We start from the raw sequence: 25,717 nt of genomic DNA, 5'->3' as shown, positions 1-25,717 counted from the left end.
CTCGTGAGGATGTTCCCCTCGCAGCTTACTTGCCTGGCGTGTAGATCTGGTCGAAGGTGCCGCGGTCGGCGAAATGGGTCGCCTGCGCCTTCTTCCAGCCGCCGAACGTGTCGTCGACGGTGAACAGCGGCAGTTGCGGAAACGTCGTCGCGTATTTCGCCGCGACCGCGGTGTCGCGCGGCCGGTAGCCGTTGCGCGCGGCAATCTCCTGACCCTGCGGCGTGTACAGGAACTTCAGGTACGCCTCGGCGACGGCGCGCGTACCGCGCTTGTCCACCACCTTGTCGACCACCGACACCGACGGTTCGGCCAGGATGCTGGTCGATGGGGCGACCACCTCGAACTTGTCCTTGCCGCCCGCCTCGCCGAGGGCCAGCAGTGCCTCATTCTCCCATGCGAGCAGGACGTCACCCTGGCCCCGTTCGACGAACGTGGTGGTCGCGCCGCGTGCCCCCGTGTCGAGGATCGGCACATTCTTGAACAACTTCCCGATGAAGTCCTTCGCAGCGGCATCGCCGCCGTATTTCTTCGCGGCGTAGCCCCACGCTGCGAGGTAGTTCCAGCGCGCGCCGCCGCTGGTCTTCGGGTTCGGCGTGATCACCGCGATGCCGGGCTTGACCAGATCGTCCCAGTCCTTGATGCCCTTTGGATTCCCCTTGCGCACGAGGAACACGATGGTCGACGTGTACGGAGCGCTGTTGTCCGGAAGCCGCGTTTGCCAGTCGGCCGGAACCAGATCGCCGTGGTCGTGCAATGCGTCGATGTCGTAGGCGAGCGCGAGCGTCACGACATCCGCTTCAAGGCCGTCGATCACGCTGCGACTTTGCTTGCCGGAACCGCCGTGCGACTGCTTGATCGACACGTTGGCGCCGCCGGTCTTCTTCCACTCGGACGCGAACGCGGTGTTGATCTCGCCGTAGAGTTCGCGCGTTGGATCGTAGGAAACGTTGAGCAGGCTGATGTCGGCCACCGCGGGGTTCGCTGCGGCCAAGTCGGCACTGGGAGGAGCGGGGGGCGAACCACAGCCCGCGATGGCGGCCAGCGTGACGATGGCAACGGCGAGAGTGGATGCGAGACGCATGAACTTCCCCTTCGAATCGAGCGAAGGGTCAGTCTGGCAGCGAATCGGTTAGGACGGCGTTAGCCGGTTATGGCGAAGCCTCATCCGCATATGCCGCGCAGCCGTATGGACGGCTGCACGGCTGTTCCATGCCGGTGTCGATCAGAACTCGTACGCGGCGCCCGCGTAGAACGTGCGGCCGATCGCAGGCTCGAGCCCGTTGGAGAACACGCGGTTGTAGTACGTGCGGTCGGTCAGGTTCGACACGCCGCCGAGCAGTCGGACCTGCGGCAGCACCCACCAGTCGGCCGAGAAATCCGCGACGGTGTACGACGGCACCTTGGCCGGGATGTAGTTGATCGCGCCCGCTGCGCCCGCCGGCAGGTTTGAATCGGCGAAGTACTGGCTCGCCGACGACACCGCCGACAGCGCGAGCTTGAGCACCTTGTCCTCGCGGTACGCGACGCCTGCGCGCGCGAGGTATTTCGGCGAGAACGCCGGCCGGTTGCCGAGGTTGGCGGGATTGCGCGTCTCGGTGAATTCGGCGTTGAGCAGGCTCACGTTGGCGAACACCGACAGATGCTGCGTCGATTGCGGATCGCGGGCGCCGAGGAAGTCATAGTCGATCTGACCCTCAAATCCACGATGGCGCGTGTTGCCGGTGTTGACGTTGATGGTGTTGTTGGCAACGCCGGTGGGCTGGCTTTCAATGCGGTCCTTCACGTCGACCCAGAACAGGCTCGCGTCATAGAACAGCCCGGCGACCGGCGTGCCGTGCACGCCGCCTTCCCACGACAACACGTGGGTCGGGTCCGGATCGTTGATCGGGCTCGGATCGAGGTTGCCGAAGGGCGAGCCGACATCGAAGTAGCGCACCGGACGCCAGCCCTGCGACACGTTGAAATACGTTTCGTTGCCTTTGCCGAAATCGTTGCCGAACCCGAGGCCGAACAGCGGCACGCGATGATCGACACTGCGGTCGATCAGCGGAAGCTGGTTCGGTGCGCCGGTTCCGCGCAGGCCGTGCACGGTTTCGCTGATGTCGACATTCTCGTAATCGAAACGCACCGAGGGCACGAAATGCCAGCCGCCGGCAAAGCGGAACACGTTCTCGGCGAACACCGCGCCGTATTCGGTCGAGCGCTGCTGGCGCAGAACCGGCTTGCCGCTGCGGTCGTATTGATCCACGCGCAGGTTCGGCGTCGACCACTGGCGGAACGGCGCATCGGACTCGTAGCCGGTGACGCCGACCGTGAACGCATTGCCGCGACCCCAGTGGTGCACGAGACGTGCATCGATGCCGCCGAAGCGGAACTGCTCGTCCTGCAGCGTGGTCGAGGTCGGCGCCGCGTTGGCCGGCGGAAACGCCGCTTCCGAACGCGAGGCCTGATCCTGGTAGCCGTACCACGCTTTCGCGATGATCTCGGTTTCCGCATCGAGGTGACGGTCGTGGGTCAGGCTGAGCACGTAGCGCTGCGTCCACAGGCGATTGTCGGGTGTGGTCACCGTGTGCTCGTTCTGCACGAACAGCGGGTAGGTGAGCTTACCGGGATCGCCGGTTTCAAGATCGTACGCGTGGAAATCGAGCGCCGTGTAGGCCATCTCATCCGGGCGGTAGCCGAGATGAAGATCGAGGCCTTTCAGTTTCGAGTCGCCGTTGTCGCGCTCGCCATCGCTTTTGCGGTAGTTCACGTCGGCGAGGTAATCCCACACGCCCGATGTACCCGAAACCTTGTTGAACGTGCCGAACAGGCCGTTGCTGCCGACGACGTTTTCCGTGTAGCCGGCGAGTTCGCGATCGGGGTCCGGCTTCTTGCTGATCAGGTTCACAGTTGGCGGCGGCTCCGGCCCGTACAACAGCGAGCTGCCGCCACGGATCAGCTGCACTTCCGACAGCGTCTGCGGCAATGGAAACGTGTAGATGGTCGGGAATCCGATCCAGTCGCCTTCGAGCGGGATGCCGTCGAGCAGCACCGTCACGAATTCCGATTCCTGCGGATTGCCGATGCCGCGGTAGCTGAGATTCAACTGGCCCGGCGACTGCTGCTCGGAATAGAACAAGCCCGGCGTCTGCGCGAACAGGTCGCGCAGGTTGTTGTCGACCACGGTCGGAATGTTGTCGACCTTGGTGATCGAGGTCTTCTTCGTCACGGTAATCAACGCGCCATCGACCTCGCGCATGATGTGCTGCAGTTTCGGGCGCGTGTCGTCCTGCGACCGGCGCTGGTTGACGTCGACCTTGGGCAGCTCGGTCGTGCCGGCCTGATCGGCTGGCTCGGCATCGTCGGCGTGTGCGGCAATCGCAAGGCCTTGGGCGATCGCGAGCGCAAGAAGGCCGCGGACGAGGGTTCGTGAAGTCATCGGGAGTCCTTCGGGAGATCGCGGTGCCCCCTGTGGACTCCGCGCAACGCGGATTTATCGCAGGCTCTTGTCGGAGGTGGAAGTGCAAGGAGGCCTAAGCCGTTGGGCGGATTCGCATCCGCCCAACGGTTGATTCCTTGCGATGAGGCGCCCTTGGACCGCGACGGCCCGAACGACTAGCGGGACGGCGGATCGGCGACGAAAGACCCCGGAAACGGCTGCGGATTCGCCTTGGCGATCGGCCGCGGGATGATTCCCTGGGCGACCAGATTGGCCGTGCTGTCGTACCAGACGGCCACGGTTTCGGCGGGACGGCGCGAGGCACGCTCGAAGGTGGTGGTGTCGACATGGGCGTACTCGCGCGCGCCATGGCCGGTGCCGAGACGCTCGGTACTTTTCGCTTCGCGCCGGGCCATCGCGTCCGGCGCTGCGGTGGCGGACGGTCGCGCGGCGCCTGTGGCCGTGCCCGGCTGGCTTTCGCTCTGCGCTTCCGCGCGGTTCGCCATGTCCTGCGCCGGCGCCGGGGCGGGCGCTGCGGCGGGACGGTCATCGCGCGCGACCTTGTCCTGCTCGCGCTCCCGCCACACCGGCTGCTTTTCGGTGAACACCGCAACGCCGATCACCCCGACATTCGCCGGTCGACCGGTGCGGGCGGCATAGCTGTTCGGCAATGCGGTGAAGTTGAACTGCGCCACTTCATCGACATTCTTGCGCCAGCCGCCGATCTCGGTCGACGCCCACGCGTCGAGCACGTAGCCGGTCTGGTCGGGATTCGCGGTCTCGCCGCTGACCGCATTCACGCCGTCGACGCTCAGCACGGCGAGCACGCGACCGCCGCTGCGATTGGTCATCCGCACCGAATACCGGTGCCCGGGTGTGCCGGCGACGTACAGCTTGCCGTGGTCGGCATAGGTATCAAGCGTCGCGCCGGTGTCGCGGTCGACCACCGCGAGATCGAGCAGGCTGCCGGCCTGGGCGGTTCCGCACAACGTGGCGGTCGCGAGCAGGGCGGCGTAGAGGACAGTGCGCATCGGAACTCCTGGGTGGATGACGTGGGGGAAGATCGGTCGGTCGGAAGTATTCAACGTCGCCCGGAGCGGATCGGGGTCAAGCGTGGCCGACATTCCCGTAAACTCGGGTCCCCCTTCGATCGATACGCCTCCGAGTGAGCTCCGACAAACGCCGCATCCTCACCGGCATCACCACGTCCGGTACGCCGCACCTCGGCAACTACGTGGGCGCGATCCGCCCGGCGATTGCCGCCAGCCACCGCGTGGACGCGGAATCGTTCTACTTCCTTGCCGACTACCACGCGCTGGTGAAGACCGGCGATCCGGCGCGCGTGCAGCAGTCGACGCTGGAAATCGCGGCGAGCTGGCTCGCCTGCGGACTCGACCCGGAGCGCGTGTTCTTCTATCGCCAGTCGGACATCCCGGAAATTCCCGAGCTGACCTGGCTGCTCACCTGCGTCACCGCGAAAGGCCTGCTCAACCGCGCGCACGCGTACAAGGCGGCGGTCGACCAGAACACCGCCGGCGGCGAAGACCCGGATGCGGGCATCAACGCGGGCCTCTACATGTACCCGGTGCTGATGGCCGCGGACATCCTGATCTTCAACGCGCACGAGGTGCCGGTCGGTCGCGACCAGATCCAGCACATCGAGATGGCACGCGACATCGGGCAGCGATTCAATCACCTCTATGGCGACGATTACTTCGTCGCGCCCGTGGCGAAGATCGACGACAACGTCGCGACACTGCCCGGCACCGACGGGCGCAAGATGTCCAAGAGCTACGACAACACCATTCCGTTGTGGCTGCCGGCGAAAGACCTGAAAAAGGCGATCCTCGGCATCGTCACCGATTCGCGTGCGCCGGGCGACGCGAAGGATCCGGATTCATCGAACGTCTTCTCGATCTTCAAGGCGTTTGCAACCGCGGATGAAACGGCGCAGATGCGCGAATCATTTGCGGACGGAATCGGTTGGGGTGAAGCGAAGCAGAAGCTGTTTGAACGCATCGATGCGGACCTGTCGGCTCCGCGCGCGCGGTACGATGCGTTGATCGCCAAGCCTGATGCGATCGAGGAGCAGCTGCTCGCAGGCGCGAACAAGGCGCGCACGCGCAGCGTCGATTTCATCGAGCGCCTGCGCGCGGCAGTTGGCATCCGCAGTCTCACGGCAGGACCCACCGGATCAGTCGACGCGCAACCGGGTTCATCGATCAGCGTTCCGCAACTGAAGAGCTACCGCGAAGCCGACGGCAAGTTCTATTTCAAACTGAGCGCCAGCGATGGCACCGTGCTGCTGCAGAGCCGCGCGTTCGATTCGCCGAAAGATGCAGGACGCGTTACTGCTGAGCTGGTCGACGCAGCTGACGATGCACCAACGCTCGCCGCGCTGGTGCTGAAGAGCGCGCCCGCCGACGAACTGGCGCTGCCGACCGGCTCGATTGCTGCGGCGCTGGCGATACTCAAGGCCGGGAAGGTGGCGAAGGATTCGACGAAGAAGTAGGAGTCCGTCGCGGCCTCGTGCTTGCGGACCTTTCCCCAACGGCGACCTCAACCTGCGAACACGTGCACACCTTCTCATTCCGAACCGCGCTGCTGATTTTTCTGATCCTGTACGTCGCCAGCGTGCTCGTGGTGCATCTGCGCGGCCGCGTCCGCCTGAAGCTCAAGCGCCAGCTGCTCGACCACTCGGGTCTGTTCGCTCCGTACAACGTGTTGATGTACGCATTCTCCGCGGTGCGCGGCAAGCCGTTCGTCGAGCGCTCGCAGTTCGCCGCGCTCGACCCGTTGCGCGACGGCTGGCAAGGCATCCGCGACGAGGCCTTGCATCTGTTTGACGAGGGCTACATCCGCGCGGCGGAGAAACACAACGACGCGAGCTTCGGATCGTTCTTCAAGGAAGGCTGGAAACGCTTCTACCTGACCTGGTACGGCGAGCCGCTGCCTTCGGCGACTGCGTTGTGCCCGAACACGGTTGCGTTGCTCGCGACGATTCCATCGGTGCGTGCGGCCATGTTCGCGCTGCTTCCGCCCGGTGGAAAACTCAATCCGCATCGCGATCCGTTTGCCGGGTCGCTGCGCTATCACCTCGGCCTGATCACGCCCAATTCACCCGAGTGCCGCATCTTCGTCGACGGCGAGGCTTACGCATGGCGGGATGGCGAGGACGTGGTGTTCGACGAGACGCTGGTGCACTGGGCGGAAAACCGCACCGACCAGACGCGCGTCATTCTGTTTTGCGACATCGAACGGCCGCTGCGCACGCCGGTGATGCGCGCGATCAACCGCTTCGTCAGTCGCGTGCTCGGTCGCGCGACCGCTGCGCAGAACCTCAGCACCGAACAGGTCGGCATCGTCAACCGCCTCAACGGCATTGCGCATCAGGTCGGCGAGCAGCGCAAGCGCTTCAAGCGAGCGGCACCGCAGGCGTATCGTTTTGTGCGCGTCGCGGCGATTGCCGCAGTGCTGGTGTGGCTGTTGTTGCCGTGGCTTCCGTAGGCCGGACGCGCTTTTTTGCGGCCAGCTCGAGCGCCAGCAGACGATCAGACATCCGTGGTGACGAGGAGCGCCGGCCGCAAAAAAACGCGTCCGGTCTACGCTGCTGCCGCAAACTGGCCGGCAACGCCCGCCTGCAGCGCATCGAAATAGTCGCGCGTGAGCCGCTGTTGATCGACGGCCGTCTCCGCGCGATTCGCCACTGCGCGAAACGCGACGTTTTCCGGCCGGTCTTTCGCGTACCAGCCCAGATGCTTGCGCGCGATGCGCAGGCCCTGTTGCTCGCCGTAGAACGCATACAACGCATCAAGGTGACCGAGCAGGATGTCGCGCACGTCGCGCGGTGACGGCGGCTCGATGGTTTCGCCGGTGCGCAGGAAGTGCGCGATCTCGCCGAAGATCCACGGACGTCCCTGCGCCGCGCGGCCGATCATCACCGCATCGGCTGCAGTGTGGTCAAGCACATGGCGTGCACGTTGGGGCGAGTCGATATCGCCGTTGGCGAACACCGGAATGCCGATGGCCGCCTTGATCGCCGCGATCGTGTCGTACTCCGCTTCCCCTTCGTAGTGGTCGGCACGCGTGCGCCCGTGCACCGCAAGCGCTGCGATGCCGGCAGCCTCGGCGATTTTCGCGATCGCGACGCCGTTGCGGTTGTCGCGGTTCCAGCCGGTGCGGATCTTCAGCGTGACCGGCACCTCGACCGCGCGCACCACCGCGTCGAGGATCCGCGCCACCAGTGCCTCGTCCTGAAGCAACGCACTGCCGGACCAGACGTTGCATACCTTCTTCGCCGGGCACCCCATGTTGATGTCGATCAGCTGGGCGCCGTGATCGACGTTGTAGCGGGCTGCCTCCGCGAGCATTTGCGGGTCATGGCCGGCAATCTGCACGCTGACCGGATCGGGTTCGCCAACGTGGTCCATCCGCTGCCGCGACTTGCGCGTGGTCCACAGGCGCGGGTCGGAAATCGTCATCTCGGACACGGCGAGCCCTGCCCCCAGCCGCTTGCACAGCTGGCGGAACGGCTTGTCGGTGACGCCGGCCATCGGCGCAAGCACGACCGGTGGATCGATGAGGTAGGGGCCGAGACGCATCGCCCCATTCTAGCGGTGCGACGCACGCATCGCCTGCTCCTGCGGGTCGATGCGCGCATTGCGGCAATGAACGCGGATGCCATCCGCGGTTAGACTCGCCGAACCTTTCCCCACACGCCTGTCTGCGATGAACGACGTGGCCGACTCCGGCGTGCGCTGATCGCAACCGACTTTCCGGATGGAATTTCTCGATCTCCTGATCCAGTTCTTCACGCAGCACGGTTATCTCGCCGTGTTTGCGGTGCTGATGATCTGCAGCCTCGGCATCCCGTTCCCCGAGGACATCACGCTGGTTGCCGGTGGCGTGATCGCCGGGCTTGGCTATGCGGACGTGCGCCTGATGTGCGCGGTCGGTCTTACCGGCGTGCTGTTCGGCGATTCGCTGATGTTTCTGGTCGGCCGCTACCTCGGCGTGCGGGCGATGCGGCTGCGCTGGGTCGCGGTGCTGCTGACCCCGCGCCGCTATGCTCAAGTGCAGGCGAAGTTCGACCGCTACGGCAACCGGCTGATGTTTGTCGCGCGATTCCTGCCGGGCTTGCGCACTGCAGTCTTCTTCACCGCCGGCATGACGCAGCGGGTGACGTTCCTGCGCTTTATCGCATTCGACGGTTTCGCTGCGCTGATCTCGGTGCCGTTCTGGGTCTGGCTGGGTTACTACGGCGCCGAGAATCGCGACTGGCTGCTGGCATGGATCAAGCGCGGACAGGGCAGTATTGCGGTGCTGGTCGGCGTGGCCATCGTCGGCGCCGTCTGGTTCGTGTCGCGGCGCGCGCAGCAGCGGCGCGCGCGCCTGCGCGGCCATCGTGAGCGCCGGCGCCTTCGCAACAGTGATCCTCCCGAGGCGTGACGCTCAGGAAAACCGCGCGATGACGTCGTCGAAGTGCGGCATCGCCGTGGATGCGCCTGCCTTTTCCGTCGACAGCGCGGCCGCGCGACCCGCATGTTCGACGGCCTGGCGGAATGGTTGCCCTGCGAAGCGCAGCAGTGCGGCAACCAGCGCGCCCGAGAACGCATCGCCGGCCCCGGTGGTATCGAGCGTGTTCGCCGGTTCGGCCTCGACGCGATAGAACGCTTCGGCATCCCCACGCCGATCCGCCTCGCCGTGCGACACGAAACTGCCGTTTGCGCCCAGCGTGATGACCACGGTCGCGACGCCGAGCGTTCGCGCGAGCCGGTGCAGTTCCTCGTCGCTCTGGCGGGCCAGCGTGTCGGCATCGGTTGCGACACCGATCACGCGTTCGAGCAACTGCGCAAACTCGGTTTCATTCGGGGTAAGCACGTCGACCCGCGCGAGCAGCGCGGCATCCAGCCCGGGATGCACTGGCGCAGGATTGAGGACGCGCAGAAGCCGGTGGCGCGTCGCGAGCGTCAGCGCGGCGACGGTTGCGTCGAGGTTGTTCTCCATCTGCAGCAGCAGGACTTTTGCCGCGTCGAACGCATCGCCCTGCTCCTCGATGAACGAGGGGTCGAGATGGTCGTTTGCCGCGAGATGGACGACGATCTGGTTCGCTCCCGCAGCGTCGACCACGATGCCGGCGGTTGCCGTGGATCGGTCGGTGCGAACCAGCCATCGACACTCGACCCTTTCGTCGCGGGCGAGCCGTTGTGCGTTCGCGCCGAGGGCATCCTCGCCGATGGCTCCGATGAACAGCGTGGCTATGCCTTGGCGCGCGCACGCAACGACCTGGTTGAATCCCTTGCCGCCCGGTCCCGTGCTGAAACCCAGCGCACGACGCGTCTCTCCGGCCTGGACGAAGCGATCGATCCGCCAGACATGATCCTGCACGAAGCTGCCGACGACGATGACCTGCGGATGATCGGGCCGCGCCGGCGTGCCGGTCATGGGGCAGGGGCCGCGATCACATGCCGATCCGGTGGTCGAGTGCGTCGTCGGAAGCGATCGCCGCCGCGGCGCGCGGATCGTGCTTGTACTTGAACAGCACGCTGAAGAGGATCGCGACAACCAGCGCGTACAGCGCGAATGCGATCCAGATGCCATGCCAGTCTTTTGTGCCATCTGCTGCGGTGTAGTAGCGGTCGATCAGCAGGCCGCTGAGCGAACTTCCGAGGATCGCGCCGACGCCATTCGTCATCAGCATGAACAAGCCTTGCGCACTTGCACGGATCGACGCACTGCTGCGACTTTCGATGAACAGCGAGCCGGAGATATTGAAGAAGTCGAACGCCATGCCGTAAACGATGCACGAGAGCACGATCATCCACAGTCCGCCGCCCGGATCGCCATAGGCAAACAGGCCGAAGCGCAGGAACCAGGCGACCATGCTGATCACCATCACGCGCTTGATGCCGAAATTGCGCAGGAACAACGGAATCGCGAGGATGAACAGCGTTTCGGAGACCTGCGAGATCGACATGATGATCGCGGGATAGCGCACCGCGAGGGTGCCCTTGTATGCATCGACCGTGGCGAAGTCGTGCAGGAACGTGTCGCCGTACGCATTGGTCAATTGCAGCGCCGCGCCGAGGAACATCGCGAAGACCAGGAAGATCGCGATCTGGCGGTCCTTGAACAGCGAGAACGAGGTCAGACCAAGCGCATCCAGCAGCGACTGTCCCTGCCCGCGCTTGAAGAGCGGCGGGCAGCGCGGCAGCGTGAACGCGTAAAACCCAAGCACCAGGGACGCCGCAGCGGCGACACGGAACTGGCCGGCCGAGGTTTCCAGATGCAAAAGGCTGATCGTCCACAGCGCGACGATAAAGCCGATCGTTCCCCACACGCGGATGGGCGGATAGTCGCGCACCACGTCCTTGCCGTCACTCTTGAGCGAGGCGTAGGCCACCGCGATCGAGAGCGAAATCGTCGGCATGTAGAACACCATGTTGAGCAGCATCACCCAGAACATGGTGGTCGGGTTGTCGACCATCGGCACGCAGAACAGCACCGCAGCCCCGCACAGGTGAAACACGCCGTACAGGCGTTCGGCATTGACCCAGCGATCGGCGACCATCCCGGCGATCGACGGCATGAAGAGGGACGCGATGCCCATCGTCGAGAAGATCGCGCCGAACTCGGCGCCCGACCAGTGACGGGTCTGGAACCAGTACGCGCCGATCGTGATCAGCCACGAACCCCACACGAAGAACTGCAGGAAATTCATCAGCACGAGGCGGAGCTTGATGCTCATCGGACGATCGTCTCAGGGGTTTGGGCAACGACGCGACCGCAAACCGCCGGGCGAGTGGCTGGCCGTTCGGAGGAGCGCCGCACGGACCTGCGCGGAGCAGCGTAGAGCAGCAGCGAACACGGACGCAAGGCTCGTTTTCACCGTTGATGGCCCGCGCGAATCGACGCCGCCGGGACGATTCGCCGCAGACGCCGTTCGATTGCAGCGAATGATGCCGGTCGAGCGCTTTGACGCAAAGCAACAACTGTGCTTCACTCGGGGCGAACCACGCCTTCCGGCCGCGCGTTTCGTATGGATGTCTAGACGCCCATTCGATTCGGCGTTCGGTAAGCGTCGCCGACGGCCGTGATCCGCACAGGTGAGCACGATGGCAAACCGGCACGAGGGTCTCTACGACCCCGCTTACGAACACGACAGCTGCGGTTTCGGGCTGATCGCGCAGATCGACGCGCGTCCGAGCGCGCAAATCGTCGAGCGCGCCTTCAATGCGCTGGAGCGCCTTGCCCATCGCGGCGCGGTCGGCGCCGACGGACTTTCCGGCGACGGCTGCGGGATCCTGCTGCATCGCCCGACTGCATGGTTGCGCAACCTCGCCGCCGAAGCGGGGATCGCGCTCAGCGGACAATTCGCCGCCGGACTCGTTTTTCTTTCACCGGAAGATGCGGTGTGTGCGCCTGCCGTCGCCGATCTGGAGGCATGCCTGCGCGAGAGCGGCATCGCCATCGCCGGTTGGCGTGACGTTCCGATCGACGTTGGCGTGTGCGGCGAGCAGGCTGCGTCGCGCCGGCCGCGCATCCTGCAATTGTTCGTCAACGCGCCGTTCGCGATGGACGAAAACGCGTTCGAACGCGCGTTGTACCGTGCACGGCGGCTGGCGACAAACGCCCTCAAGCACGACCCGCATTTCTATGTCGTGAGCCTGTCCGCCGCGTCGATCACCTACAAGGCGATGGTGCTGCCGGGATTCCTGCGCACGTTTTTCCCGGATCTCGCGCGCGGCGATCTGGCCAGTTGCGCGGCGGTATTCCACAACCGCTTCTCGACCAACACGACGCCGCAATGGAAGCTCGCGCAGCCATTCCGCTACCTCGCGCACAACGGCGAAATCAACACAATCCGCGCGAACCGCATCTGGATGCAGGCGCGCAGCCCGAAGCTGGTCGCGCCGACGATCGATTTTTCCGAGCTCGGCGAGCTGATCGCGATGGACGGCTCCGATTCGCAGAGCCTCGACAATGCACTCGAGCTGCTGCTGGTCGGCGGCATTTCGTTGCCGATTGCAATGCGCATCCTCGTTCCACCGGCATGGTCCGCGCGCGAGGACGTGGATTCGGACCTCGCCGCGTTCTACGAGTACTACGGCCTGCACATGGAGCCGTGGGACGGTCCTGCCGGGCTCGTTCTTTGCGATGGCCGCTATGCCGCCTGCACGCTCGACCGCAACGGCCTGCGCCCGGCGCGCTGGGTGCTCTCGGACGACCGCCACCTGTTCGTTGCATCCGAAGCCGGTATCTGGGACGTGCGTGATTCGGCGATCGTCGAGAAGGGGCGCCTGGGACCGGGCGAGATGATCGCGGTCGACCTGGTCGAGCATCGGCTGTTGAAGAATACCGACGTCGATGCGATGAGCCGCAGCCTCGCGCCGTTCAAGCGCTGGTTGCGCGACGGCGTCACCTACCTCGAATCGCATCTGATCGATCCGAGCCTCGCCGCAGAACCATTTCCGGCCGATCTTCTCGCGCGCTTCCAGAAGCTCTTCGGACTGTCGCGCGAAGAGCGCGACACGGTGCTGACCTCGCTTGCGCAGGAGGGCGTGGAGGCGACCGGTTCGATGGGCGACGACACCCCGGTTGCCGCGATGTCGGGTGGCGGGCGCGCGCTGTACGACTATTTTCGCCAGGCATTCGCGCAGGTCACCAATCCACCGATCGATCCGTTGCGTGAAACCGCGGTGATGTCGCTCGTCACGCAGATCGGCGCCGAAGGCAATCTGTTCGAGCTGTCTGCCGAAAACGCGAAGCAGGTGCTGCTGACCTCGCCGGTGCTGTCGCAACGCAAGCTTCGCCAGTTGCTGGCGCTGCCGCAGTACACCGACGCCCAGTGTTTCGTCGACCTGTACTACCGCGAGAACGAAGGCCTCGAGGCGGCGTTGCACCGCATCTGCATCGAGGCAACAAGCGCGGTGCACGGCGGCGCGAAGCTCGTGTTCCTCAGCGATCGCTACCCGCCGCAGGGCGCAGACAAGCTGCCGATGCATGCGTTGCTCGCAGTCGGCGCGATCCATCTCGCACTGGTCAACGCGCAGTTGCGCTGCGACTGCAACCTCATTGTCGAAACCGGCACCGCACGTGATGCGCACCATTTCGCCTGCCTGATCGGTTTCGGTGCGTCGGCGGTGTATCCGTACCTCGCGTATCAGACGCTGTTCGACCTCGGCCGCAGCACGCGCGCCGGCGACGACAGCGGCGAACCGCGCGAGCTCGGCCGCACCTATCGCAAGGGCATTCGCAAAGGATTGCTGAAAATCCTCTCGAAGATGGGCATTTCGACGATTTCCGGCTATCGCGCGTCGCAGCTGTTCGAGATCGTCGGCCTCGAACGCGAGATCGTCGACCTGTGTTTCGCGGGAACCCCCGCGCGCATTGGCGGCACGCGCTTCGTCGACCTCGAGGACGAACAGCGCCAGCGCACGCGTGCGGCATTCGACGAGACTTCGCTGCTGCCACCGGGCGGCATTCTGAAATACATGCACGGCGGCGAATACCACGCGTACAACCCCGATGTGGTCGGCGCGCTGCAGCGTGCGGTCACCAGCGGCGATCCGGGCGACTACCGCGAGTACGCGAATCTCGTCGACCTGCGTGCGCCGTCGTCGTTGCGTGATCTGCTGGAATTGCGTGATGGCATCACACCGATCCCGCTGGACGACGTGGAGTCGATCGAATCCCTGATGAAGCGCTTCGATTCGGCCGGCATGTCGCTCGGCGCGCTGTCGCCTGAGGCGCACGAAACGCTCGCGCAAGCGATGAATCGTCTCGGCGCGCGGTCGAACTCGGGCGAAGGCGGCGAGGATCCCGCGCGCTACGGCACCGACAAGATGTCGAAGATCAAGCAGGTCGCGTCGGCGCGGTTTGGCGTGACGCCGGAGTACCTCGTCAATGCCGAGGTGCTGCAGATCAAGATCGCGCAGGGCGCGAAGCCGGGCGAAGGCGGCCAGTTGCCGGGGCACAAGGTCAATGAACTGATTGCGCGTCTGCGGTACGCGCGTCCTGGAATCGGGTTGATCTCGCCGCCGCCGCACCACGACATTTATTCGATCGAGGATCTCGCGCAGCTGATCTTCGATCTGAAGGAAGTGAATCCGGACGCGCTCGTGTCGGTCAAGCTGGTCGCTCACGCCGGAGTCGGAACAATTGCTGCAGGCGTGGCGAAGGCCTATGCCGACCTCATCACGATCTCCGGCCACGACGGCGGCACAGGCGCCAGCCCGCTCACGTCGATCCACTACGCGGGCGTGCCGTGGGAGCTCGGCCTGGCCGAAGCGCATGAAACGCTGCGCAGAAATGGCCTGCGCGACCGTGTGCGCCTGCAGACCGACGGCGGACTCAAGACCGGCCTCGACGTGATCAAGGCGGCGATCCTCGGCGCGGAAAGTTTCGGCTTCGGCACCGCGCCGATGATCGCGATGGGCTGCAAGTACCTGCGCATCTGCCACCTCAATACCTGCGCCACCGGCGTCGCGACGCAGCTCGATGTCCTGCGCAAGCAGCACTTTGTCGGCACTGCCGAGAAGGTCATGCGCTATTTCGAGTTCGTTGCGCAGGACGTGCGCGAGTGGATGGCGCAACTCGGTGTACAGCGGCTCGAGGATCTCGTCGGGCGGGTGGACCTGCTGCGCCAGCGTTCCGATCTCGATGGCAAGCACGCGCGCATCGACGTGGCGCCGCTGATCAATGCTGCCGGCTTCGTCAATGAAGGCGCGCGGATCTGCTCCGGAGCGCGCAACGTGCCGCGCGACCCCGGCACGCTGGCGGCAAAGATCGCCGACGACACGCGTTTCGCGGTCGCACACAAGCTCGGCGGCGAATTCCGTTACACGGTGCGCAACACCGACCGCTCGCTCGGCGCGCGCCTCTCCGGCGAAGTCGCACGCAAGCACGGCGACCACGGCATGGACGACAAGCCGGTGATCCTGCATCTGGCCGGCAGCGCGGGGCAGAGCCTCGGCGCATGGAATGCTGGCGGCGTGCATATTATTCTGGAAGGCGAGGCGAACGACGGCGTCGGCAAGGGCATGGCCGGTGGGCGGATCGTGGTGAGTCCGCCACGCGATGCCGCGTATGTTGCGCGCGAATCGGTGATCATCGGCAACACCTGTCTGTATGGCGCGACCGGCGGCGAGCTCTACGCGGCCGGGATGGCTGGCGAACGATTCGCGGTGCGCAACTCCGGCGCGCTCGCCGTCGTCGAAGGTGCCGGCGATCACTGCTGTGAATATATGACCGGCGGCATCGTCGTGGTACTCGGACCGACGGGCATCAACTTCGGCGCCGGGATGACCGGCGGCTTTGGCTACGTGCTCGACACCGAGCGCGATTTCGTCGACCGCTACAACCACGAACTCATCGATATCCAGCGCATCTCGCCGGAGGGCATGGAAAACTACCTGCAGCACCTGAGCGGCCTGATTGCCGCCCACGTGGCAGCGACCGGCAGCGTCTGGGGCACGCACATCCGCGACCATTTCCGCGATCTGCTCGGCAAGTTCTGGCTGGTCAAGCCGAAGGCGGCGAGCGTCGATTCGCTGATCAACGAGCTGAGGCGCGCCGCATGAAGGAGAAGAACCCGATCTTCATCGAGATCCCGCGCGCGTTGCCGCGCGAAGTGCCGGTGGTCGTGCGCGTGCTCGGCTGGGCCGAAATCTACGGCCAATTCGAGAAAGGGCAGGGCGAGGAGCAAGCGGCGCGCTGCATCGACTGCGGCAATCCGTATTGCGAGTGGAAGTGCCCGGTGCACAACTACATCCCGAACTGGTTGAAGCTCGCAAAGGAAGGCCGCGTGTTCGAAGCGGCGACGCTGATGCATGAAACCAATCCGCTGCCGGAAATCTGCGGCCGCGTCTGTCCGCAGGATCGGCTGTGCGAAGGCGACTGCACGCTCAACGACGGCTTCGGCGCGGTGACGATTGGCGCGATCGAGAAGAACATCGTCGATCTGGCATTCTCGCAAGGCTGGCGTCCGGATCTGTCGAAGGTGAAACCGACCGGCCGTCGCGTCGCGGTGATCGGCGCAGGACCGGCCGGCCTGTCGGTTGCCGATCGACTGGTGCGCTCCGGCGTCGCCGCGACCGTGTTCGATCGGTACGAGGAAATCGGCGGCCTGCTGACGTTCGGCATTCCGCCGTTCAAGCTTGACAAGGACATCGTCCGGCTGCGCCGACGCATCTTCGAGGATATGGGCATCGAGTTTCGCCTTGGTGTCGAGATCGGTCGCGATCTCGCGTTCGCCGATCTGCTCAATGAGTACGACGCGGTGTTCATGGGCACCGGCGCGTATCGCGAAGTGGCCGCGGATCTTCCCGGCGATCACCTGCACGGTGTGTTGCCCGCGTTGCCGTTCCTCGTTGCGAATGCGCGCCGCCTTCTCGATGAAACCGCGGTGCCGCATCCGCAGCTCGATCTGCGCGGCAAACATGTCATCGTGCTCGGCGGCGGCGACACCGGCATGGATTGCAACCGCACATCGATTCGTCTTGGCGCGGCGTCGGTCACGTGCGTGTATCGTCGCGACGAGGCGAACATGCCTGGCTCGCGTCGGGAAGTGAAGAACGCGAAAGAAGAAGGCGTGCGCTTCCTGTTCAATCGTCAGCCGCTTGCCGTGCTCGGCGAGGAACAGGTGACGGGCTTGCGCGTGGTCGAGACGCGACTGGTCCCCGACGACAAGGGCCGTGCGCGACCGGAACACGTGCATGGCAGCGAAGAAACGCTCGACGCCGATGTCGTGATCGTCGCATTCGGCTTCCGACCGAGCCCGCCGGCGTGGTGTGCCGATGCCGGCATCGCGTGCGACGACGGTGGACGACTCATCGCAGGTGGCGGCACACGCCTGCCGTTCCAGACGACGAACCCGCGCGTGTTCGCCGGCGGCGACAACGTGCGCGGCGCCGACCTCGTCGTACGCGCGGTCCATGACGGCCGCGAGGCGGCTGCGGCGATCGTGCAGCAGTTCGCTCTGGAGGCCGCGGCGGCTATGGATCTCGAGCGCGCGACTGCCTGAACAGCCGACCCCTCCCTGACGTCAGTCCCGCGAAAGCGGGAATCGCTCCTGAAGCGTCGCAGGCGACTTGAGGATTTGGGCGCAGGCAAAAGGCGATTCCCGCTTTCGCGGGAATGACGTCCGACGTCGGGGAGTGACGGGCGCTGGCCGGAGGTCCTGCACTCCGCGCGCGAGCGCCTCTTTATCTCTAGAATCGCCGCCCGAAGAGTGCGGTTCCGCAGTGTCGCAACAAGGATTCGAAGCATGTCCACGCCATCATCCGTCAGCCGCACACCCTATCGCATTGGCGATGCGCTCAAAGCGCATTCGCACGTCGTCCGCTCGACCGTCGACGACACCGCAAATCTGCTCGGCAGCAGCGGCGGACTGACCTTCGGGCAAGGCATGATTGCGACGATCGTCGCACTGTCGCTGAGCTTCCTGTGTCTGCTCGGCGTACTCGCGTTCCATTTTCCGCAATACCTGACCACCCCGGAACTGCGCCACCAGTATTCGGTGGATGTGTTACGCCAGGCGATGTTTGCCGCGCTGCTGATTGCCGGAGGCCTCTCGCTCGCAAACCTCGTGCTCGGTGTGCGGCGCAATCTCAACCTGCTCGCCTTTGGCCTGGTGATCGCGGCGGTGGCGTTCGGCGGATCGCGTGTGCCGGTCGGCAACTTTCCCGATCACACGCCGTATATCGGCCTCGACTGGTTCATCCTCGACCTGCTCGGCTCGACGGTGATCTTCGTGGTGATCGAAAAAATGTTCCCGCTGTACAAGGGCCAGGCGGTGTTCCGGCGCGAGTGGCAGACCGATCTCAAGCACTTCGCGGTGAATCATTTCCTGGTCGGACTGATTCTGCTGACGGTCAACTTCGCGATCCACCATGCGTTCAGCTGGATGGTCAATCACGATTTCCAGCTTGCGATCCAGCGCATCTGGTTCCTTCCACAACTGCTGCTGTGCGTGCTCGTTGCCGATCTTGCGCAGTACTGGACCCACCGCGCGTACCACGAAGTTCCGTTTCTGTGGAAATTCCACGCGGTGCACCACAGTACGAAGACGATGGACTGGCTCGCCGGCTCGCGCCAGCACGTGCTGGAAATCATCGTCACGCGCGTGCTGGTGCTCGCACCGCTGTTCGTGCTCGGGTTCCGCGAGGGCGTGATCAATGCGTACATCCTGATCGTCGGATTCCAGGCCGTGCTGAACCACGCGAACGTGCATCTGCCGTGGGGGCCGCTGAAGTACCTGATCGTGACGCCGGACTTCCACCACTGGCATCACTCGGCCGACGATGAAGCGATCGACCGCAACTACGCGGCGCACTACTCCTTCCTCGACTACCTGTTCCGGACCGCAGTGAAGGTTCCGGCGAACAAGCCGTTTCCCGCAGGTTACGGCGTCGTCGGCGACTACATGCCGGACGGCTGGCGTGCGCAGCAGGCGTTTCCATTCAGCGCGACTCCGACCACGACACCAACCGCGTAGACCGGACGCGCCTGCGCGGCCGGCGCGTTCGTTCGGCGCCTGAGCCGGCAGCGCAGGCGCGTCCGGCCTGCGTTGAGCGCACTGCGATGCGCGAATCCCGGTCAAAACGCCCCTGCTACAATTCCGCTCTTGTCCATGCCCCCTGACCGGTAGCCGCCATGTCCGTTCCCGCCACCGAGCTCGCGCCGTCCATCGATCGCGACTACACGCTCGAGCACAAATACACGCGCGCCGAAGGGCGCATTTATCTATCCGGCGTGCAGGCGCTGGTGCGATTGCCGTTGATGCAGCAGATGCGCGATCGCGCCGCCGGCATCAACACCGCGGGTTTCATCTCCGGCTATCGCGGATCGCCTCTGGGCGGCTTCGATCTCGAATTGTGGAAGGCGAAGAAGCACCTCAAGGCGTCGGCGATCGAATTCCAGCCGGGTCTCAACGAGGATCTTGGCGCGACGATGGTGTGGGGAACGCAACAGGCGAACCTGTTCCCCGGCGCGAAGTACGACGGTGTATTTTCAATGTGGTACGGCAAGGGTCCGGGCGTCGATCGCTGTGGTGACGTGTTCAAGCACGGCAATGCGGCCGGTACCGGAAAATTCGGCGGCGTGCTGGCTCTTGCGGCCGACGATCACGCGTGTCGTTCGTCCACGTTGCCGCATGGATCCGAGCTTGAGTTTGTGTCGGCGATGATGCCGATCCTCAATCCCGCCGGCGTGCAGGACATCCTCGACATGGGGATGCTTGGCTGGGCGATGAGCCGCTTCACCGGACGCTGGGTCGGCTTCAAGACGATTGCCGAAACGGTCGAGTCGAGTGCGAGCGTCAACGTCAATCCGCACCAGCTCGATATCGTGTTGCCGGAAGACTTCGTGCTGCCCGCTGGCGGCCTCAACATCCGCTGGCCCGATCCGCCACTGAACCAGGAAATGCGCCTGCACCAGTACGCCGTGCAGGCGGCGACCGCATTCGCCCGCGCGAACCGCATCGACAAGGTGGTGATCGACTCGCCCAACGCGCGTCTCGGAATCGTGACCACCGGCAAGAGCTATCTCGACGTGCTGCAGGCGCTCGAATACCTCGGCATCAGTGCGCGCGACGCACGCGACATCGGCATCCGCGTCTACAAGGTCGGCATGACCTGGCCGCTGGAGCCGATCGGCATCCGCGAATTCGCGCACGGCCTCGAGGACATCATCGTCGTCGAGGAAAAGCGCTCCTTCATCGAATCGCAGATGAAGGAATACATGTACAACTGGGACAACGCGCAGCGTCCGCACATCGTCGGCAAGTACGACGAGGAAGGCCGCTGGATCCTGCCGTCGACCAACGAACTGACGCCGGCGATGATCGCGCTGGTGATTGCCAAGCGTCTGTCGCGCTTCTTCACCAGCGACGCGATCACCTCGCGTGTCGCGTGGATCCAGGCAAAGGAGCAGGAACTCACGCTGCCGCGCGCGAACTTCCCGCGCGCCGCACATTACTGCTCCGGTTGTCCGCACAACACCTCGACTGTCGTCCCCGAAGGTTCGCGCGCACTCGGCGGCATCGGGTGTCACTACATGGTCACGTGGATGGACCGGCGCACCGACACCTTCACGCAGATGGGTGGCGAAGGTGCGACGTGGTGTGGCCAGGCGCCGTTCACCGAAACGAAACACGTGTTCCAGAATCTCGGCGACGGCACGTATTTCCATTCCGGCTCGCTGGCGATCCGCCAAGCGATCGCGGCGAAGGTCAACATCACCTACAAGATCCTCTACAACGATGCCGTTGCGATGACCGGTGGCCAGCCGGTCGACGGCACGCTGACGGTGCCGGACATCGCGCACCAGATGCGCAGCGAAGGCGTGCAGGCGATCGTGGTCGTCAGCGACGACATCGCGAAATGGTCGCAGCCGGAAGTCTTCCCGAGCGGCGTCGAGTTCATCCACCGCGACGAACTTGATGCGCTGCAGAAACGCATGCGCGAAATTCCTGGCACCAGCGTGCTCATCTACGACCAGACCTGCGCGACCGAGAAGCGCCGTCGTCGCAAGCGCGGCAAGATGGTCGACCCGGACAAGCGCATCGTGATCAATTCGCTGGTGTGCGAAGGCTGCGGCGACTGCGGCGAGAAATCGTTCTGTGTTTCCGTATTGCCGAAAGAGACCGAATACGGCCGCAAGCGCGAGATCGACCAGTCCGGTTGCAACAAGGATTATTCCTGCGTGAAGGGCTTCTGCCCGAGCTTCGTCTCGGTGGTCGGCGGCACGCTCAAAAAGAAAAAAGGCGGTGTCACCGTCAACTTCGACGCGTTGCCGATGCCCGCGTTCGCAAGCGATCTCGCGCAGCCGTGGAACATCCTCGTCACCGGCATCGGTGGCACCGGCGTCGTCACGATTGGCGCGCTGATCGGCATGGCGGCGCATCTGGAAGGCAAGGGCAGCACGGTGCTCGACCAGACCGGTCTCGCGCAGAAGGGTGGCGCAGTCACCTGCCACCTGCGGATCGCGAAGCAGCCGGACGACATCCATGCGGTCCGTATTGCAGCAGGCGAAGCCGACCTCGTTCTCGGTTGCGACATGGTCGTCGTCAACGACTATTGGGCACTGTCGAAGATCCGCGGGCAGCGTTCGCGTGTGGTGCTCAACACCTACGAAGCGATGCCCGGCACGTTCACGATGAAGCCCGATCTTGCGTTCCCCGCGACCCAGATCATCGAGGCGGTGACCACCGCGCTCGGTGGCGAAAAGCCCGAACTCGTCGACGCGACCGCGCTCGCAACCGCGCTGCTTGGCGACACGATCGCTGCCAATCTCTTCATGCTTGGTTATGCGTGGCAGAAGGGCTGGGTGCCGGTGTTGCACGAGTCGCTGATGCGCGCGATCGAACTCAACGGCGCTGCGATCGAGATGAACAAGACCGCATTCAACTGGGGTCGCATGGGCGCGGTCGACATCGTTGCGGTACGCAAGGCCGCGGGTCTGCCGAATCCGCATCTGCCCTCGGGCGCAATTGCGCTCGCCCTTCCAACCCGCAAGATGTCTGCTCTTCCCGCGGCGATCAACGCAGGTGCCGACGGACATGCAGTCGGCTCCGCGGCTTCGCTGGATGATGCAACGCTGAGCGCCACGCTCGACGAACAAATCGGCCGCCGCATCGCGTTCCTCACCGACTACCAAAGCGCCGCGTATGCTCGGACGTACAAGACTCTGGTCGACAAGGTCGCGTCGGCGGAACAACAAAAAACCCCGGGCTTTACGACGCTGACCGCGGCTGTCGCGCGCTATGCTTTCAAGCTGATGGCGTACAAGGACGAGTACGAAGTCGCGCGTCTGTACACCAGCGGCGATTTCGAGAAGCGTCTGCGCGACACCTTCGACGGCGACTTCAAGGTGCACTTCAATCTCGCGCCGCCGCTGTTCGCGCGCAAGGATGCGGACGGCCATTTGCGCAAAGCCGAATACGGCCCGTGGGTGTTCAGCGTGTTCAAGGTTCTGGCCAAACTGCGTGGCTTGCGCGGTACCGCGCTGGACGTGTTTGGTTACACAGCCGAACGGCGGATGGAGCGCCAGCTGATCGCCGACTATTCCAGGACGATTGACGAGCTCCTCGCTGGACTCGGCAACGACAACCACGCGCTGGCCGCTGAAATCGCGTCGGTGCCGGAGCACATCCGCGGCTACGGCCACGTCAAGGAGCGCCACTTCGCCGAGGCGATGAAGCGGCAGGGCGATCTGCTGGCTGCGTGGCGCAACCCGGTCGCTGCCCAAGTGGCTGCCTGACGCGATGATTTCCGAAAATGCGCGCGCGAATCTATCCGCATAAAAAAGCTAAATGCTTTTAAAACAGTAATTTAGGATTGACAATCCATGCATTAATCCATGCAATGGACGCATGAACGATGCTCGCGCCCAACGGCTTGAAGGCTTACTGAGACAGCGCGGATCCCTCGCGGCGCGGGAATTGGCTTCGGAACTTGGGATTACGCAGTCGACGTTATCGCGATTGCTGACGTCGCTCGGTCCATCGATCGTGCGCATTGGCCATGCCCGCGCAACGCGCTACGCACGGGCGCATGCAATCGCCCGCGCGGGCAGTCGCTGGCCGCTCTACCGCATCGATGCCAACGGTAGACCACAAACGATCGGCGAGCTTCGGACGCTGCACCGTGGCGAGTTCCACCTCGAACCCGCGCGCGAAGTTTCTTGTTTTCTGCACGGCGATTTTGCAAAGGGTCTTTACCCCCGCCTGCCATGGTTTCTGGATGACCAGAGGCCGCAGGGATTTCTCGGCCGCACGTTTGCTCGTTCTGTCGCGAAGGACATCGACGCGCCGGAGGATCCATTGCGCTGGCAGACCGATGATGTCGTGCTCGGTCTCCTGCGCCACGGCGAAGATCGACCCGGCGATCTCGTGCTTGGCGAGGCTTCGCTGCAACGCGCGCTGCACGCCATTGTGTCGCCGACCGACACGATTGCGGTCGATGCCCGAACGATCCGCTATCCGCAACTGGCCACGGCGTCGTTGCAGGCCGAGACTGTCGGATCGTCGGTCGCGGGCGAGCAGCCGAAGTTTGCGATCACGCTCGAACATGCCCATGACTACGAACCCGTCGTCGTCAAGTTCAGCGATCGCATCACGACGCCCGCCGGTCGCCGCTGGGCCGATTTGCTGGTCAGCGAACACCACGCAGGCGTCACTCTTGTCGACCACGGGATCGCGGCGGCGACGACGCAGATCATCGAAGCCGATGATCGCGTGTTTCTGCAGTCGACGCGCTTCGACCGCACGCCTGTCCTCGGTCGACGCGGCGTCGTCTCGCTCGGCGCACTCGATGCCGCGTACTACGGTCATGGCCGCATCGACTGGTGGCGACTCGCGCCGCAGCTTCAGCGCGATGGTTGGCTGACGCCGGGCGATGCGCGCACATTGAGCGTGCGCAGCTGGTTTGGAACGTTGATTGCCAACGCCGACATGCATCTCGGCAACGCGTCGTTGTATCTGGGCGACGAGCGCCCTCTCGCGCTGGCGCCGTCGTACGACATGTTGCCGATGCGCTTTCGTCCTTCGGTCAGCGGCGAGATCGTCGAGCGACGCTATGAAATCACCATGCCAACGCCCGAGCAACATGCCCACTGGCATGACGCTGCGATCATGGCGCGCGACTTCTGGCAACGCGTTGTCGCCGACACGCGCATCAGCGCGGCGTTCCGGGCAATCGGTGACGACGCCGCCAGCAGTGTGCAACGCGCGCTCGCACATCTTTCGAAGTGAGATGGGCCCGCTGCATTGCCTGGAAGCGTTGTCAATCGCGCTGCCGCGATGGCGGAATCGGACGTCCGGCGCCGCCCCGCACGTGCTCGCTCTTCTGTTGAGCACCAGCGGCGCCGAGATCGGAACGTAGTCGACGCTGTCGCTTCGAAACGTCGTGATCGCCACGACGTTTCGTGTCGATCTGTCGGCATTTGCGCTGGACGCCCACCTGTTGCGCAGGCACGATTGCAGGTTGCCCGCTGCTGCGAACGCCCCTGCGTCGATGGACGAAATCACGTTCCGCCAATTGTTGTCGCGCCATGTCACCTCGCTGCTCGACGAGCGCACGTTGGCGAAGGGCGCGGACTACGTGCGTCGCGGTCGCGTGCTGGCCACGCACTACGAACCGGGCAAGGGCGAAGGCGCGCTGATCGGCAAGGTGAAAGGCACAGCCCCGTCGCCTTATGTCGCCGGCATGCGCCTGATCAGTCGCGGCAAGCGCATCGAACTCGACAGCTATTGCACGTGTCCGGTCGAGGTGGACTGCAAGCACGTTGCGGCGACCGCGCTGTTCGTGATGCGTGGCGGCATGGCGAATCCCGCGCTTGAAATTGCGCCACCGGCAGGCCCGCAACTGGGACCCTGGAAACAGTGGCTGGAAGCGCTGCAGCCCCATGCGTTGCACGCGCCTGTCGTCAGCGCCGTCGTCGAAACGAAGGGCACCGAGCGCGTCGTCGGTATCGCGCTGCGTATTGGCAGCGGCGCACTCCCGATCCTGAATGCGCAAGCCGTCTGGCTGACGCCGGGCAAGCGTGGCGGTTTCGTGTCGCCGCGACCGATCAAGGCGTCACTGGACGATCCTGCGCCGTGGGCGGTGCTGCGCGGCGATGAATTTCGTATGATCGCCGACCTGCGAATGCGCACTCCATCAATAGAGGGAGGTGGGTATTTCGATCTGCACGACGTCGCCGGCGAAGCGCTGCTCGAAGAACTGCTCGCGACCCTGCCGTGCTATCTCGACAAGCCCTCGAACGGGCTCATCAAATTGGGGGCGCGGCACGCGCTGCGCATCGGTTGGATCGCGCGCGACGATGGCACCCAGAAACTCGCACTGAGCGTCGATGCCGCTGCGCCTGCGACGCGGCTTCTGCGCATTGGCGGGCTGTGGTACTTCGATCCGGCCGCACACGAAATCGGTCGCGTCGATGGCGAAACGCGGCTTGCCGAGGCGGTGCTGCGCGCACCACCGCTGCTGCCCGAACAGGTGCCGCTGCTGATGGCACGCTGGCACGAGGCGCCGTTGCTGGCGACGTTGCCCAAGCCCGATGCCGCGGCGGAGATCGAACGCCGCGACGTGAGCCCGATACCGGTGCTCACCCTGCGTGCGCTCGCGCTCACCAACATCTCGGGCGTTCGCTACCAGGCCGGTCTGGTACGACTCGGATTCGATTACGGCGGCGTGCGTGTGCCGATGTTTCCTGCCCCCGCGCGCGAACGCAGGCGTGTCGGCGACCGCGTGATCGAGATCGTGCGCGACCGCGCCAGCGAAGTGGCCGCGAGCGAGC

14 protein-coding genes and 1 pseudogene are annotated in these 25,717 nt (G+C 64.6%); 9 read left to right on the top strand and 6 right to left on the bottom strand.

Features of this window, described 5'->3' with window-relative positions:
• Nucleotides 1-25 precede the first annotated feature (25 nt).
• The 3 genes from ABIV12_RS09435 to ABIV12_RS09425 form a co-directional block, all read right to left on the bottom strand.
• A complete protein-coding gene (locus tag ABIV12_RS09435; RefSeq protein WP_348058588.1) occupies nt 26-1,081 on the bottom strand; it encodes a sulfate ABC transporter substrate-binding protein in 1,056 nt (351 codons plus the stop codon).
• 141 nt (nt 1,082-1,222) lie between these two features.
• On the bottom strand, nt 1,223-3,421 hold the full coding sequence (locus ABIV12_RS09430; RefSeq protein WP_348058586.1) for a TonB-dependent receptor: 2,199 nt from the start codon (nt 3,419-3,421) through the stop codon (nt 1,223-1,225).
• Nucleotides 3,422-3,597: 176 nt separating this feature from the next.
• Nucleotides 3,598-4,452 (bottom strand): hypothetical protein, encoded by an 855-nt coding sequence (locus ABIV12_RS09425; RefSeq protein ID WP_348058584.1) that lies wholly within the window; start codon nt 4,450-4,452, stop codon nt 3,598-3,600.
• A 134-nt stretch (nt 4,453-4,586) separates the two neighbouring features.
• Here ABIV12_RS09425 and ABIV12_RS09420 point away from each other — a divergent pair, with 134 nt between their 5' ends.
• Both ABIV12_RS09420 and ABIV12_RS09415 read left to right on the top strand, forming a co-directional pair.
• Nucleotides 4,587-5,933: a tryptophan--tRNA ligase gene (locus ABIV12_RS09420; protein WP_348058583.1), complete on the top strand. Its 1,347-nt coding sequence runs from the start codon at nt 4,587-4,589 to the stop codon at nt 5,931-5,933.
• 62 nt (nt 5,934-5,995) lie between these two features.
• Nucleotides 5,996-6,928, top strand: coding sequence for an aspartyl/asparaginyl beta-hydroxylase domain-containing protein (locus tag ABIV12_RS09415; protein WP_348058581.1), 933 nt, complete (start codon nt 5,996-5,998; stop codon nt 6,926-6,928).
• A gap of 95 nt (nt 6,929-7,023) precedes the next feature.
• Here the strand turns inward: ABIV12_RS09415 and dusB are convergent, their stop codons facing one another.
• Complete coding sequence (dusB, locus tag ABIV12_RS09410) at nt 7,024-8,022, bottom strand: tRNA dihydrouridine synthase DusB (RefSeq protein ID WP_348058577.1); 999 nt, start codon at nt 8,020-8,022, stop codon at nt 7,024-7,026.
• A gap of 178 nt (nt 8,023-8,200) precedes the next feature.
• On the opposite strand from dusB, the gene ABIV12_RS09405 reads away from it, so the two are divergent.
• On the top strand, nt 8,201-8,869 hold the full coding sequence (locus ABIV12_RS09405) for a DedA family protein (protein ID WP_348058574.1): 669 nt from the start codon (nt 8,201-8,203) through the stop codon (nt 8,867-8,869).
• 3 nt (nt 8,870-8,872) lie between these two features.
• On the opposite strand, the gene ABIV12_RS09400 is transcribed toward ABIV12_RS09405, so the two are convergent.
• The gene (locus ABIV12_RS09400) at nt 8,873-9,865 is read right to left on the bottom strand and encodes a ribokinase (protein WP_348058572.1); all 993 of its coding nucleotides are present in this window, start codon (nt 9,863-9,865) and stop codon (nt 8,873-8,875) included.
• Nucleotides 9,866-9,881: 16 nt separating this feature from the next.
• Nucleotides 9,882-11,168 carry a nucleoside permease gene (locus ABIV12_RS09395; RefSeq protein WP_348058570.1) on the bottom strand — a complete coding sequence of 429 codons (1,287 nt, stop codon included), beginning with the start codon at nt 11,166-11,168 and terminating at the stop codon, nt 9,882-9,884.
• Between the two features lie 367 nt (nt 11,169-11,535).
• Between ABIV12_RS09395 and gltB the strand changes: the two genes are divergently transcribed.
• The 6 genes and pseudogenes from gltB to ABIV12_RS09365 all read left to right on the top strand — a co-directional run.
• Entirely contained in the window at nt 11,536-16,002 is a 4,467-nt protein-coding gene (gene gltB / locus ABIV12_RS09390; protein ID WP_348058568.1) for a glutamate synthase large subunit, read from the top strand.
• Nucleotides 15,999-17,444, top strand: coding sequence for an FAD-dependent oxidoreductase (locus ABIV12_RS09385; protein WP_348058566.1), 1,446 nt, complete (start codon nt 15,999-16,001; stop codon nt 17,442-17,444). Before gltB ends, ABIV12_RS09385 begins: the two co-directional genes overlap by 4 nt.
• A 243-nt stretch (nt 17,445-17,687) precedes the next feature.
• Nucleotides 17,688-18,917: a sterol desaturase family protein gene (locus ABIV12_RS09380; protein ID WP_348058564.1), complete on the top strand. Its 1,230-nt coding sequence runs from the start codon at nt 17,688-17,690 to the stop codon at nt 18,915-18,917.
• A gap of 158 nt (nt 18,918-19,075) precedes the next feature.
• Nucleotides 19,076-22,681: an indolepyruvate ferredoxin oxidoreductase family protein gene (locus tag ABIV12_RS09375; protein ID WP_348058563.1), complete on the top strand. Its 3,606-nt coding sequence runs from the start codon at nt 19,076-19,078 to the stop codon at nt 22,679-22,681.
• Between the two features lie 112 nt (nt 22,682-22,793).
• The gene (gene yjjJ / locus ABIV12_RS09370; protein WP_348058561.1) at nt 22,794-24,173 is read left to right on the top strand and encodes a type II toxin-antitoxin system HipA family toxin YjjJ; all 1,380 of its coding nucleotides are present in this window, start codon (nt 22,794-22,796) and stop codon (nt 24,171-24,173) included.
• Nucleotides 24,174-24,327: 154 nt separating this feature from the next.
• Nucleotides 24,328-25,717: pseudogene (locus ABIV12_RS09365) on the top strand (hypothetical protein); the annotation flags it as partial.

It is taken from the genome of Dokdonella sp. (assembly GCF_039926425.1).
Taxonomy (GTDB): domain Bacteria; phylum Pseudomonadota; class Gammaproteobacteria; order Xanthomonadales; family Rhodanobacteraceae; genus Dokdonella_A.
Note: the sequence above shows the minus strand (reverse complement) of the source record. Positions and strands in the feature narration are given on the sequence as shown.